Origin of the sequence: Amycolatopsis sp. NBC_00355 (genome assembly GCF_036104975.1) — a bacterium.
Taxonomy (GTDB): Bacteria; Actinomycetota; Actinomycetes; order Mycobacteriales; family Pseudonocardiaceae; genus Amycolatopsis.
Genome location: NZ_CP107982.1, coordinates 3,391,351 through 3,403,120, shown reverse-complemented (window position 1 = coordinate 3,403,120; position 11,770 = coordinate 3,391,351). Strand labels below are relative to the sequence as shown.

Below are 11,770 nucleotides of genomic sequence, written 5' to 3'. Positions count from 1 at the left end.
AACCGGCTCGAATGCTTTCCGGTTCCCCGCCCCCGCCGGGTTGGGTGATCGGATGTGGCGAATCCTCTGGCCGGCGGTGATGGCGCTTTCCGTGACACTGGTGCCCCCGGCGCCCGCGTACGGGACGGCGGGGACCGCCCGGCCGGCGCTGACCTGGCAGCCGGTCGCGGTGCGCCGGATCAGCGCGCCCTGCCTCCTCACACCGGCGGGGTGCATCCGGCGGATCGAGGTGACGACGGTGGTGTTCGCCGTCCGAAGGTCCGGTGACCAGCGGGTCCTGGACGGGCGCGGCCGGCCGTGATCCGGCGACGCGCCACGGTGGATCACGCCGTGCGCAGCCGGTGCCGGACTTCGGCCGTCAGGTCGGCTGCCGCGTCGCGGAGGGACTCGAGGAACGCTCGGCGAGGGCCGGCTTCGGCGACGGGACGGGTCGCGACGGCTGTCGCGCGGGTCGCCGCCGGGTGGTCGACGCGCGTGATCACGAGTCCCGGGGGCAAGGCGGGCACGGCCAGCCCGGGGACGACGGTGATGCCGAGCCCCGCCGCGACCAAGCCGAACTTCGCGACCCAATCCCGGGCCACAAACGCGATTTCGGGCTGCCACGCCGGATCCGCCCACGCGCCGAGCAGCGTGGTGCCCGGCTCGGTGCTGCCCGTGATCCACCGCTGGTCGCGCAGTTGCTCGCCGGTGACGCCCGGGTGGCCGGCGAGGGGGTGGCCCGGTGCCATCGCCACGAACAGCGGGTCGTCCAGCAGCGCGATCAGCTCGACCCCGGCGGGTGGTTGCCGCGGCGGCGTGACGACGGCGAGGTCGAGCCGTCCCCGGGCGACGGCCGTCAGCAGCCCCGGGCTCAGGCCCTCCCGCAGCGGCACGCGGGTGCGCGGCTCGCGGCCGGCGAACGCGGCGATCGCGCGCGGCACCAAAGCCGCCATGGCCGTGGCGAACGCGCCGACGCGCAGCCGGCCCGGCGGGCGTTCACCCAGATCCTGGAGCGCCTGCCGGGTGGCCTGCAGTTCGCCGAGCACGGTTTCCGCGTGCCGGACGAGGACCAGCCCCGCCTCGGTGGGCTGAACACCGCGCGCCAGGCGATCGAACAGCGGCCGGCCCGCCGCCTGTTCCATCAGCGCGATCTGCCGCGAGATCGCCGACTGCGTGTACCCCAGCCGGTCCGCCGCCAGCGAAAACGAGCCGTGCCGGGCCGCTTCGCGCACGACCCGCAGGCCCGCGACGGTGAACTCACTCATGCGTACTACTGATAGCACATATGCGAGACAGTCGTTTGTCGCATAGCTTCGCCGATCCTAGGCTCGACCGCATGAGCGCTGAACGGAACGCGAAGCTGCTGCGGGAGATCTTCGACCAGCTGGCCGTGGGGAAAGCGCGGGCGCTGACCGACGCGATGGCCGACGACTTCCGCTGGATCTTCCCCGGCCACTGGTCGTGGTCCGGTACCTGGGAGCCGAAATCCGAAGTCGTGCACGGGTTGCTCCGGCCGTTGATGGCCCAGTTCGCCGGCGACTACCGGTGTGCGGCCGAATCGATCGTCGCGCAGGGGGACCGGGTCGTCGTCCAGGCCCGCGGGCACGGCACGACACTGCGCGGCGAGCGGTACGACCAGACGTACTGCTTCGTCTACCGCGTCACGGACGGCCGGCTGCGCGAAGTCGTCGAACACTGCGACACCGCGCTCGTCGACCGCGTCCTGGACCGGATCCCCCGATCCGGTCCAGGCTCAGCGGCCTAGCACTGACCGTCGGCGAGAACCCAATAACCCGAGGACGTTTCGCGCAGCGCGTGGACCGTGAACGTGTTCCACAGCCCCATCGCCTGGTTGGAGCCGTTCGCGTACGTCTGGCCGCCGCTCTGGTGCGCCCGCCCCGCCTGGGTGTGGGCGTAGTTGCTGGCCGACACGCACGCGCCCGGCGGCGGCGGAGTGGTGGTCGTGGTGGTGGTCGTCGGCGGGGGAGTGGTGGTCGTGCCCCCGGATCCCTTGTCCAGCCCGAAGAACACGCCCGTGTAGTAGCTGGAGCAGATCCCGGCGAGGAAGTACGCGCCGGTGCTGCCGCACTGCGTCGTCCCGGTGCCGGGGTCGACCGCGGTGCCGTGGCCCATCCCGGCGATCGAGTAGAGCTGGACCTTGTCGCCGTAGTTCGTCAACGTCGTGCCGCCGGGGAGGGACTGGGTGCTCGTCGGCGTCTGGGAGAGGCCGTGCACCGCGGTCCACTGGTCGCGCAGTTCGGTGCCGTTGACCGGGTAGACGGTGTAGTCGCCGGTGCCCTGCCAGATCGCGACGCGCGGCCACGGCCCGCCGTAACCCGGGTACTGCGCCGTGACGCGCGAGGCCCACTGCGCCGGCGTCAGGTTCTGGTTGTTCTGCTGGCAGTTCGTGGCCTGCGTGACGCTCGTGGCGCACTGCGCGGGCAGGCCGGCGTCGATGCCACCGCCGGCGAAGACGTCCGGGTAGGCGGCCAGCAGATCGGCCGTCATCCCGCCACCCGCCGACAGGCCGGTGACGAACACGCGGGCGCGGTCCGAGCCGTGGTCGCCGATCGCCTTGTCCACCATGGACTTGACGGATGCGGCTTCGCCGTTGCCCCGGGTGTCGTCGGCGGTGCCGAACCAGTTGAAGCACTTCAGCGAGTTGTTCGCGGTCGACTGCTGCGGGAACACGACCTCGAACCGCCACTTGTCGGCCAGGGCGGGCCAGCCGGAGTGGGCGTAGTAGTCCGACGCGCTCTGCGTGCAGCCGTGCAGCGCCACGACGACCGGGCGCCCGGTTTCGAGGCCGGCGGGGGTGTAGGTGTACATCTCCAGCGCGCCCGGGTTGGCGCCGAACGACGAGACCTGGACCAGGGACGCCGCGGGCGGGTCGGCGGACGCCACCCCGACGGTGGTGAGCACGGCGGCGGTGATCGCGGCGAGCCCGGCGAAAACGAGTTTGCGCATGGGGATTCCTTCTCGGCGTTGAGAGGGTTTCCGACGACGTTAGGTCGGTCGCGACGGCCTGACCATGTGGCCGCGCACCACATCGGCGCGGGGATTCATGGTGGCGGCCGGGGTGGTTCCCGGCGTCCGGGCACGCTTGGGTTCGGGGCAACCCGAGACCGGAGGTGGACCGTGCGCGGTTGGCTTGCTGTGGTGCTGGTTTCCGTTCTGGCGACGGCGGTGCCCGCACCGGCGTCGGCCACGAGTGCCCGGGTCTTCGTGCCCGGCGCCGAAACGCAGGTCGCCGCCCGCCTGGACGATCTGACGACGACCGGCACGCTCGCGTCCGGCCACACCGTCGAGGCGGACTGGGCCGGGCTGACGTCGGCAGGACTGCCGGTGCCCGGCCGGGTGCCCGGCGTCCAGGTCGACGGCTACTTCCCGGACACGTCGGCGACGAACACCAACCACGGCTGGAATCACGACGCGCAGTTCGTGCTGCGCCTGCCGGACCGGTGGAACGGCGGCCTGGTCGTCACCGGCTCGCCCGGGACGCGGCGGCAGTACGCGAACGACCGCGCGATCGGCGACCAGGTGCTGGCCGAGGGCTACGCGTTCGCCGCCACCGACAAGGGCAACACCGGTGCCGCGTTCTACGACGACGGCGTCCGGCCGGGGGACGCGCTGACCGAGTGGAACACGCGCGTCACCCAGCTGACCCTGGCCGCGAAGGCGGCGGCGCTGCTGCACTACGGCCGCCCGCCGTCGCGGACGCTGGCCGCCGGGTTGTCGAACGGCGGGTACCTCGTGCGGTGGCAGCTGGAGAACCGGCCGTGGCTCTACGACGGCGGCGTCGACTGGGAAGGCACGCTCTGGCGGGCCGGCGGGCCGAACCTGTTCACGTTCCTGCCGCCCGCGCTGCGGAACTACCCGGCTTACGCGGCGGGTTCCGCGGCGGCGCACCAGTCCATTCTGGACGCCGGTTTCGCGCCGGGGTCGGAGTTCCTGTGGGACTACCACTACCGCGTCTACTGGGACCTGACCCAGCGGATCTACCGCGAAGAGGTGGACCCGTCGTTCGACGGCGCGCTCGCGGCGGGCGTCCCGTTCTGCGCGAGCGGGACGCCGGCGTGCGACGCGGACTACGCGTACGCGTCCCGGCCCGCGCCGGTGGCCCGCGCGGTGGAGCGGATCTCGCTGACCGGCCGGATCGGCAAGCCGCTGCTCACGCTGCACGGCACGCTGGACACGCTGCTGCCGATCACCCGCGACTCGGACGTCTACGACCGGATGATCACCGACGCGGGCCGCGGCGCGCTGCACCGCTACTACCGGGTCGAGGGCGGCAACCACGTCGACGGGCTCGTCGACCGGTTCCCCGCGCTGCTGCGTCCGCTGGGCCCGTGCTTCCGGACGGCGTTCGACGCCTTGGCCGGCTGGCTGCGCGGGGTGCGTCCGCCGGCGTCGGCGACGATCGCCCGGCCCGCGCCGGCGACCCCGGCGGAGCTGGCCCGCACCTGCTCGCTGGGGTGACGGTGGTTGCGTCCCGTGCAACATGGGAGTAATTCGCATTTCGGGAGCGCGGGGCGGCCGGGCGAAAAGAAAAGTGAACCGGATCGAACCGGCGTGCGTACTACCTGGTGAGGGGCTTGGTCGAGCCATCGCAAAATCGCTCTGACCAGCCGTTTCACCGCCCGGACAGGCGACCCCGTTCGGCCGCTTGCGGGACCGTTGTACGTCGTTCATGATAGGCATCGGGGTCCGCGAACAATCGATTACGTCGAATATCCAGGTGCCGCGCATGCTTCGGAAGAACCGTCCGTCCGGAAGTGATCCACATGCTGCTACCCGTCGCCGGGGCCGCCTGATGGCCGCGGATCTGTCCGGTCTCGCGATCATCGCCGGCCTGCTGCTGCCGGTGCTCGCCGCCGCGGCCTGGGCGATCGTGCTCGAGCGGCGGCCGCGCCCCGGGCCCGCCGAACCGGAACCCGAACCCGACTGGACGGTCGCCGGCATCCAGGCCCGCCTGCGGTTCGAGCAGGCCGCCCGCCGGTTCGCCGAAGCGGGCACGATCGCGCTGCCGACCCTGCCGATCCCCGAGCAGCTCGGCCGCGACTCCTCCCCGGACCGCCTCCCGTGGCGGCTGCCCCGCACGATCCCGCCACCCCGCCCGTCGGCGGGCGCGTTCTCGACGTCGGGCGCCATCCCGGTCTCACGGTTCGCGTTCGCACCCCCGGACAACGACCTGATGCGCCGCATCCTGGACGGCCTCCGCAAGATGGACTGACCGCCCGCGCCGACCTCCCGCTGCCCTGCGTTCTCAAGTCCGTGAAGGCCTCCTTGAGGGACTCAGAGTCCCTCAAGGAGGCCTTCACGGACTTGAACCAGCCCCAGGTCACGGGCTGAGGGCCGCCGGGGACTCCGCGTCCGGGATCAGCAGCTTCGGCGCGCCCGAGCCGTCCGCCGGGGACGACCACACGTCCGAGTGACCCGGGCCGCGGGGGATGCCGTAGCCGATCGTGTGGTTGTCGAGCCAGGCCGGCTGGTCGTCCACGCTGCGGGTCTCCGCCAGCGGCGTCACCACCGAGCGTGTCAGGTCCAGTACCGACAGGCGCCAGCCCTTGGCCGGGTCGGCGTCGATCGCGGACTTGAACGCCACCCGCGTGCCGTCCGGGGAGAGTGACGGGCACTCGACGTTCTCGCGCAGCGTGCGGATCGTGTGCGCCGCGAAGTCGCCCGCGACCAGGTAGCGGTGGCCGGCCGTGGACATCGTCGCGTAGAACTGGCGATCGTCGCGGGTGAACGTCACGCCCCAGAAGTTGAGGTCGGCCGCCTGGTACGGCTTGCCGTCGAGCGTCACCGCGTAGTCCTCCAGCGTGCCGGCCAGGTCGCCGGTCGCCGTGTCGAGGATGCCGGCGCGCGTCGAGAACATCCCGCCGTTGTACGAGTCGCCCGTGACGAACACCGTCCACGCCAGCATCCGGCCGCTCGCCGACACCCGCGCCCGGTTCGGCAGGCCGACCAGCGGAATCTCTCGTCGCGAAAGAAGCCGCTCGTCGAGGACCACCAGCTGGTAGGTGGTCAGGTCGCCGTCCGGGCGCAGGCAGAGGCCGGTGCCGCCGGCCGCGTACACCCGGGCGCACGACAGCGGCGACACCGTCCGCGCGCCGCCGGGATCGGTGACCGCCACCGTGGCGACGTGCCCCCGGTCGGCGTCGGCGGTGCTGCGGAACAGCAGCCGCGGTCCGGGCACGAGGCTGACCGAGCCGGTCGCGGTGACGTCGTGGTTGCGCGCGCTCGCGAACCCGACGTACGCGACGGCCACCCCGGCCAGCACGAGCACCCCGGCGAGGGCGATCAGGATCCGCGCCTTCACGAGGTCCGCCGCGGCGAGAGGACCACGAACGTGACGCCGATCGCGAGCACGGCGGCCCCGGCCGCGACGCCGATCGCGAGCTCCGCGCCCCAGAACTGCCACGCGAGTCCGAAAAGGACGGACGAGGCGAAGTACGCCAGCGCTTGTGCCGTCTGCACCAGCGAAATCCCCGTGGTGCGCAACGCTTCCGGCAGCAGGGGCCCGGCCAGCGCCATGAGCACGCCGTCGGTGGCCGCGTAGAACGCGCCGTACAACGCCAGGGCCAGCGCGAACAGCGGCCAGCCGGACACCGGCCCGGCCAGCAGCAGGTAGACCACGGCGAGCGCGCCGTACCCGCCCAGCACCACCGGCAGCCGCCCGATCCGGTCGGCCAGCGCGCCCAGCGGCGCGGCGAGCAGCAGGTAACTGAGGTTCGTGCCGACCGCGAGCAGCGGGAACCAGCCGGTCGCGACGTCCTCCTTGTGCTGCAGCAGCAGGTAGACGAACCCGTCGCCGACGGTCGCCAGCCCGAGCACGCACGCCGCGACCAGCAGCCGCCGCACGCCGCGGCCGCGCAGGAGGGCCAGCGCCGCCCGGGGTGACACCGACGCCGACTGTGTTGTCCGTGGCGTCCGGCGGTCGCGCACGAACAGCACCAGCAGCAGCACGCCGATCGCGGCGATGCAGAAGCTCACGACGAACACCGCGTCGAACGCCTCGGGGTTGGTGGCGCCGACCGCCGCGAGGACGCCGAGCGCGACCAGCGGCCCGGCGAACGCGCCCACGCTGTCCATCGCGCGGTGCACGCCGAACGCCCGGCCGAGCAGGGGTTCGGGCGCCGACAACGTGATCAGCGCGTCGCGGGGCGCTGTCCGCAGGCCCTTGCCGGCGCGGTCGAGGGTGATCACGGCGCCGATCGCGGTCGCCGACGCCCCGGCCGCGAGCAGCCCGAGCTTCATCACCGCGGACAGCGCGTAGCCCACGCCGGCCACGGCCTTGCGCCGCCGCACCCGGTCCGCGACGTACCCGCCGACGAGCCGCAGCAACGCCGTCGCGCCGGTGTAGAGGCCGTCGAACAGGCCGTACGCCGCCGGGCTCAGGTGCAGGCCGAGCACCAGGTAGACCGGCAGGATCGCGGTGACCATCTCCGAGGAGACGTCGGTGACCAGGCTGACGGCACCGAGCGCGAAGACGTTGGCGCCGACCGCCGAGAGCTTGCGCCGTGACCCTGTCGCGGCGTGCTCTCGGCGGCCGATGGTCGAGAGGTACACGCGGCCTACTGCCAGACGTCGAGGATCGGCGACTTGCTCGCGGCGCCGGCGATGCCCGGCAGACCGTAGGACGCCTCGATCGTGCGCAGCACGGTGTAGTGGTTGATCGATTCGCTGTAGCTGCCGACCTTGACGTGCGCGCCGGTGAACGAGGTGAAGATCTGGTTGACCGACGTGCCGCTGTCCTCGTCGAAGGTGGTGATCAGCAGGCTGTTGTGCGTCTTGGCCCACTGCGCGTAGGCGTCGAGGTTGTTCTTCAGCCAGGTGTCGCCGGTGCCGATGGAGCAGTCGTGCATGTCGGAGCACATGTTCGGGGTCACGAAGGCGACCGTCGGCAGCTGGGTGAAGTCGGCGGGGAAGCTCGTGTAGCGCACGTTGCTCGCGGCCGGGACGTTCGAGAAGTCCACCCAGCTGTTGTGCTTGCGCATGTAGGTGCCGCTGGAGCAGCCGGTGTAGCCGTCCGACGGCATCGACTCGGAGTAGCCCTTGAACGTCTTCCCGGCGCCGATCAGCTGCTGGCCCAGGTTGTCCTTGGCGCCGAGGTTCGCCGGGCAGCTGTCGCTGGTGACCCCCTGCGTCGCGCCGGAGAACAGGGCGACGTAGTTGGGCTGGCTCGGGTGCGTGATCGCGAAGGAGTTCGTGAACTTCGCGCTCTGCGAGGCCAGGGTGTTGAAGTAGGGCGCGCTGGAACTGCCGTTGATCGACGAGTACTTCTTGTTCTCGAACATCACCAGCACGACGTGGTCGAACGTGGGCACGGTCGCGGCCGTCGGCTGTACCGCGGGCTCGGCCGCGTGGGTGACGACGGACGCCGTCGCCGCGCCGGCGGTGACGAGGGCGGCTGCGGCGAACACGGCGAAGATCCGCTTGCGGATCATGGGTCCTCCAGCGCTGGTGCGGCCGGTCGGGCCGCGGGCTTCGTGGTGGGAGCGCCTCATGGTGCCGAGAGCAGGGAGCCGGTGCGTGCCGTGCTGCGGTCCAGCGCGTGAACACCGGGAAACCACCGTCGGACAAGAGAAAGAGTGGGTGAATGGCTTTCCGGCGTCAACCTCCTTTGGTAGTAGGGATCTGACAGGTTGTTCCCAGGGGGCTCACAGGAGCGACGCCGAGACTCGTTCCCATGGACCCCGAAACGACAGCAAGGACCGCTCGCCGCGAGCACGGCCGCCGCAGGGCCGCCCTGGTCACGGCCACCGCCGCCGTGTTCGGCGCGGCCGCCGTCGGCGCGATCGGCTTCGGCCTGGCGTCGGCGAACGCCGCCGACGACAGCACCACGCAGACCACGACCAGTGACAACACGACTTCGCAGGACCAGCTGCAGTCCTCCGGCAGCGGCAGCGGCAGCGGCATTGACTCCGGCTCCGGCTCCGGCAGCGCGCACACCGGCTCGGGTGCGTCGTGACGTCCTTTCGCGCGCTGGGTACCACCGCGGCGGTACTCGTCACGGACCCGGCGCGGCTCGAAACCGCCGTCGACCTGCTGCGCCGGGAGCTCGACGCGGTCGACGAGGCCTGCAGCCGGTTCCGCGCCGACTCCGAGATCTCCCGGCTGCACGACGTCGCCGGCCGGCAGGTCCGGATCGGCCCGCTGCTCACCGAGGCCCTGTCCGCCGCCCTGCGCGCGGCCCGGCTCACCGGCGGCCTGGTCGACCCGACCGTCGGCACGGCCGTCCGGGCGCTCGGCTACGACCGGGACTTCGCCGCCGTCACCGACGGCCCGCTCGGCGTGGCGGCGCCCGCGCCCGGCTGGCACCGGGTGCTGTTCGACCCGGCCCGCGCGCTGGTCGTGCTGCCCCGGGGCGTCCACCTCGACCTCGGCGCGACGGCGAAGGCCCTGGCCGCAGACCGCGCGGCCCGCCGGATCCACGCCACGACCGGCTGCGGGACGCTGGTGAACCTCGGCGGCGACATCCGCGTCGAGGGCCCGGCCCCCGCGGGCGGCTGGCAGGTCGCGATCGGCGACGACCACGCCGACGCCGTCACCCGGCCGGACACCACCATCGCGCTGTCCGCCGGCGGGCTGGCGACGTCGGGGACCACCCGGCGACGCTGGCGGCGCGGCGGCCGCACGGTGCACCACATCGTCGACCCGCGCACGGGCGACGTCCCTCCGCCGCGCTGGCGCACGGTTTCCGTCGCGGCCAAGTCCACTGTGGACGCCAACACGGCGAGCACCGCGGCGGTCGTCCTCGGCGACGCGGCGCCGGCGTGGCTCGCCGAACGCGGCCTGCCCGCGCGGCTCGTCGGCGTCGGCGGCGACGTCGTCACGACTCCGGGCTGGCCGCGGGAGACCGAGCTGCGGGAGGCGTCGTGAGCTCCGCCGTCTGGTACTTCAGCCGCGCGACCGGGCTCGTGTCGCTGGTGCTCTTCACCGCCGTCGTCGTCCTCGGCGCGCTCGGCGCCGGCCGGTTCGCGACGCGGGAGTGGCCGCGGTTCACCGTCGCCGCGGTCCACCGGAACCTCGCCTTGACCAGCCTCGTGTTCCTCGTCGCGCACATCGCGTCGGCCATTCTCGACGGGTACGTCTCGCTGAGCTGGCTCGACGTCGTCCTCCCGTTCGGCTCGGACTACCAGCCGTTCTGGGTCGGCCTCGGCGCCGTCGCGATCGACCTGCTGCTCGCGATCGTCGTCACCAGCCTGGTGCGCACCCGCATCCCGGCGAAGGTGTGGAAGGCCGTGCACTGGCTGGCCTACCTGTGCTGGCCGGTCGCGCTCGTGCACGGCATCGGCATGGCCGAGAGCGACGCCGCGCACGGCTGGCTGATCGCGCTCGACGTCCTGTGCGTGCTCGCCGTCCTCGGCGGGGTCGCCTTCCGCGCCGGCACCCGGCACGCCGATCCCGAAACCCGCAAGCTCTCCCCGCTCGGAGGCACCCGATGAGCACCCTGACGACCCTCCTGCCCCCGCACCGGCTCGACCTGGCCGGGCACCGGCGTCACCACGGCGTCGTCCCGTGGGTCGCCTACCACGACGACGACGGCCGCGACCGGCTGATCGACGCCGCCCGGGCGGCGGACCTGCGCGGCCGCGGTGGCGGCGGCTTCCCGACCGCGGTCAAGCTGCGCGCGGCCCGGGCCCGGCGCTCGATCGTCGTCGCGAACGGCTGTGAAGGCGACCCGTTGAGCCGGAAGGACGCCGCGCTGCTCGCGCTGTCCCCGCACCTCGTGCTGGACGGCCTGCAGCTCGCCGCGCACGCGATCGGCGCGACCGAAGCTGTCTTGTGCGTGCACGCCGGCAGCCCGGTGCTCGGGAGCGTCGCCGCCGCGCTGGCCGAGCGCGAGGACCGGGTACCGGTGCGCGTCGCGGAGATCCCGCGCCGGTACGTCGCCAGCGAGGAATCGGCGCTGGTCCACTACCTGACCTCCGGCGACGCCCGGCCACTCGGGAAACAACCGCGGCCCGCCGAGCGCGGGGTGCGGGGCCGCCCGACGCTGGTGGACAACGTCGACACCCTGGCGCAGCTCGCGCTGGTCGTCCTGCTCGGCCCGAACCACTACCGCGCGGCCCGGACGGACCTGGTCACGGTGACCGGCGCGGTCCGCGCTCCCGGCGTCGTCCCGGTACGCGCCGGAGCGTCCTTGTCGGAAGTGCTCGCCGCGGCGGGCGGCGAGACCGAGCCGGTGCAGGCGGTGCTCATCGGTGGTTACGGCGGGACCTGGACGGCCGATCTGCGCGGCACCCTGTCCGGGATCGCGGCCGTGTACGCGCTGCCGGCCTCGGCCTGCGGTCTCGACTACACGGCGAAGGTGCTGGCGTTCCTCGCGGCGGAGTCGGCCCGGCAGTGCGGGCCGTGCATGTTCGGCCTCCCGGCGATCGCGGCGGACTTCGCCGAGCTGGTCCACGGCGGCAACGCGACGGACCGCCTGGCCCGCCGCATCCCGTTGCTGACGGGCCGCGGCGCGTGCGCCCACCCGGACGGCGCGGCCCGCCTCGCGGCTTCGGCGTTGCGGACGTTCGAGGCCGACGTCTGCGCGCACCTGGCCGGCGGCCGCTGCCGGGTCCCGGCGGGTGTGGCGTGAAGCTCTCGGTGGATCCGATCGGCTGCCGCGCCCACGGGCTGTGCGCGGACCTGCTCCCGGAACGGATCCGGCTCGACGAATGGGGCTACCCGGTGCTGGCCTCGGGCCCGGTCCCGCCGGGGCTGGTGGCGGACGCCCGCCGCGCCGCCGCGGCTTGCCCCGTTCTGGCCCTGCGAATGCGGAAGTCCTGATTGGATGTCC

At 73.0% G+C, this 11,770-nt stretch carries 14 protein-coding genes; 9 read left to right on the top strand and 5 right to left on the bottom strand.

The genetic code is table 11. From position 1 onward, the window contains the following. Positions 1 to 52: 52 nt before the first annotated feature. Positions 53 to 301: a hypothetical protein gene (locus tag OHS18_RS14545; RefSeq protein WP_328617411.1), complete on the top strand. Its 249-nt coding sequence runs from the start codon at positions 53 to 55 to the stop codon at positions 299 to 301. Positions 302 to 323: 22 nt separating this feature from the next. Here OHS18_RS14545 and OHS18_RS14540 read toward each other — a convergent pair whose 3' ends face one another. Then, a complete protein-coding gene (locus OHS18_RS14540; protein WP_328617410.1) occupies positions 324 to 1,244 on the bottom strand; it encodes a LysR family transcriptional regulator in 921 nt (306 codons plus the stop codon). A 71-nt stretch (positions 1,245 to 1,315) separates the two neighbouring features. On the opposite strand from OHS18_RS14540, the gene OHS18_RS14535 reads away from it, so the two are divergent. Continuing rightward, positions 1,316 to 1,744, top strand: a complete 429-nt coding sequence (locus OHS18_RS14535) for a nuclear transport factor 2 family protein (protein ID WP_328617409.1) — start codon at positions 1,316 to 1,318, stop codon at positions 1,742 to 1,744. Here the strand turns inward: OHS18_RS14535 and OHS18_RS14530 are convergent. Beyond that, the gene (locus OHS18_RS14530) at positions 1,741 to 2,946 is read right to left on the bottom strand and encodes an extracellular catalytic domain type 1 short-chain-length polyhydroxyalkanoate depolymerase (RefSeq protein WP_328617408.1); all 1,206 of its coding nucleotides are present in this window, start codon (positions 2,944 to 2,946) and stop codon (positions 1,741 to 1,743) included. The genes OHS18_RS14535 and OHS18_RS14530 overlap by 4 nt on opposite strands. A gap of 189 nt (positions 2,947 to 3,135) precedes the next feature. On the opposite strand from OHS18_RS14530, the gene OHS18_RS14525 reads away from it, so the two are divergent. Beyond that, a complete protein-coding gene (locus tag OHS18_RS14525; RefSeq protein WP_328618523.1) occupies positions 3,136 to 4,458 on the top strand; it encodes a tannase/feruloyl esterase family alpha/beta hydrolase in 1,323 nt (440 codons plus the stop codon). Between the two features lie 334 nt (positions 4,459 to 4,792). Beyond that, entirely contained in the window at positions 4,793 to 5,212 is a 420-nt protein-coding gene (locus OHS18_RS14520) for a hypothetical protein (RefSeq protein ID WP_328617407.1), read from the top strand. Between the two features lie 108 nt (positions 5,213 to 5,320). Here OHS18_RS14520 and OHS18_RS14515 read toward each other — a convergent pair whose 3' ends face one another. The 3 genes from OHS18_RS14515 to OHS18_RS14505 are packed head-to-tail and all read right to left on the bottom strand — an operon-like array spanning position 5,321 to position 8,429. Then, positions 5,321 to 6,301 (bottom strand): TolB family protein, encoded by a 981-nt coding sequence (locus OHS18_RS14515; protein ID WP_328617406.1) that lies wholly within the window; start codon positions 6,299 to 6,301, stop codon positions 5,321 to 5,323. After that, positions 6,298 to 7,551, bottom strand: coding sequence for an MFS transporter (locus tag OHS18_RS14510; RefSeq protein ID WP_328617405.1), 1,254 nt, complete (start codon positions 7,549 to 7,551; stop codon positions 6,298 to 6,300). Before OHS18_RS14510 ends, OHS18_RS14515 begins: the two co-directional genes overlap by 4 nt. A 5-nt stretch (positions 7,552 to 7,556) precedes the next feature. After that, positions 7,557 to 8,429: an alkaline phosphatase family protein gene (locus OHS18_RS14505; protein ID WP_328452485.1), complete on the bottom strand. Its 873-nt coding sequence runs from the start codon at positions 8,427 to 8,429 to the stop codon at positions 7,557 to 7,559. A gap of 242 nt (positions 8,430 to 8,671) precedes the next feature. Between OHS18_RS14505 and OHS18_RS14500 the strand changes: the two genes are divergently transcribed. From OHS18_RS14500 to OHS18_RS14480, 5 genes are read left to right on the top strand one after another with little or no spacing between them, the layout of a single operon-like run. Continuing rightward, complete coding sequence (locus OHS18_RS14500; RefSeq protein ID WP_328617404.1) at positions 8,672 to 8,953, top strand: hypothetical protein; 282 nt, start codon at positions 8,672 to 8,674, stop codon at positions 8,951 to 8,953. After that, the gene (locus OHS18_RS14495; protein WP_328617403.1) at positions 8,950 to 9,864 is read left to right on the top strand and encodes an FAD:protein FMN transferase; all 915 of its coding nucleotides are present in this window, start codon (positions 8,950 to 8,952) and stop codon (positions 9,862 to 9,864) included. The genes OHS18_RS14500 and OHS18_RS14495 overlap by 4 nt, the downstream gene beginning before the upstream one ends. Beyond that, positions 9,861 to 10,430, top strand: a complete 570-nt coding sequence (locus OHS18_RS14490; protein ID WP_328617402.1) for a ferric reductase-like transmembrane domain-containing protein — start codon at positions 9,861 to 9,863, stop codon at positions 10,428 to 10,430. The genes OHS18_RS14495 and OHS18_RS14490 overlap by 4 nt, the downstream gene beginning before the upstream one ends. After that, a complete protein-coding gene (locus tag OHS18_RS14485) occupies positions 10,427 to 11,569 on the top strand; it encodes an NADH-ubiquinone oxidoreductase-F iron-sulfur binding region domain-containing protein (protein WP_328617401.1) in 1,143 nt (380 codons plus the stop codon). The genes OHS18_RS14490 and OHS18_RS14485 overlap by 4 nt, the downstream gene beginning before the upstream one ends. Then, complete coding sequence (locus OHS18_RS14480; protein WP_328452495.1) at positions 11,566 to 11,760, top strand: ferredoxin; 195 nt, start codon at positions 11,566 to 11,568, stop codon at positions 11,758 to 11,760. Before OHS18_RS14485 ends, OHS18_RS14480 begins: the two co-directional genes overlap by 4 nt. The last annotated feature ends 10 nt before the right edge of the window (positions 11,761 to 11,770 follow it).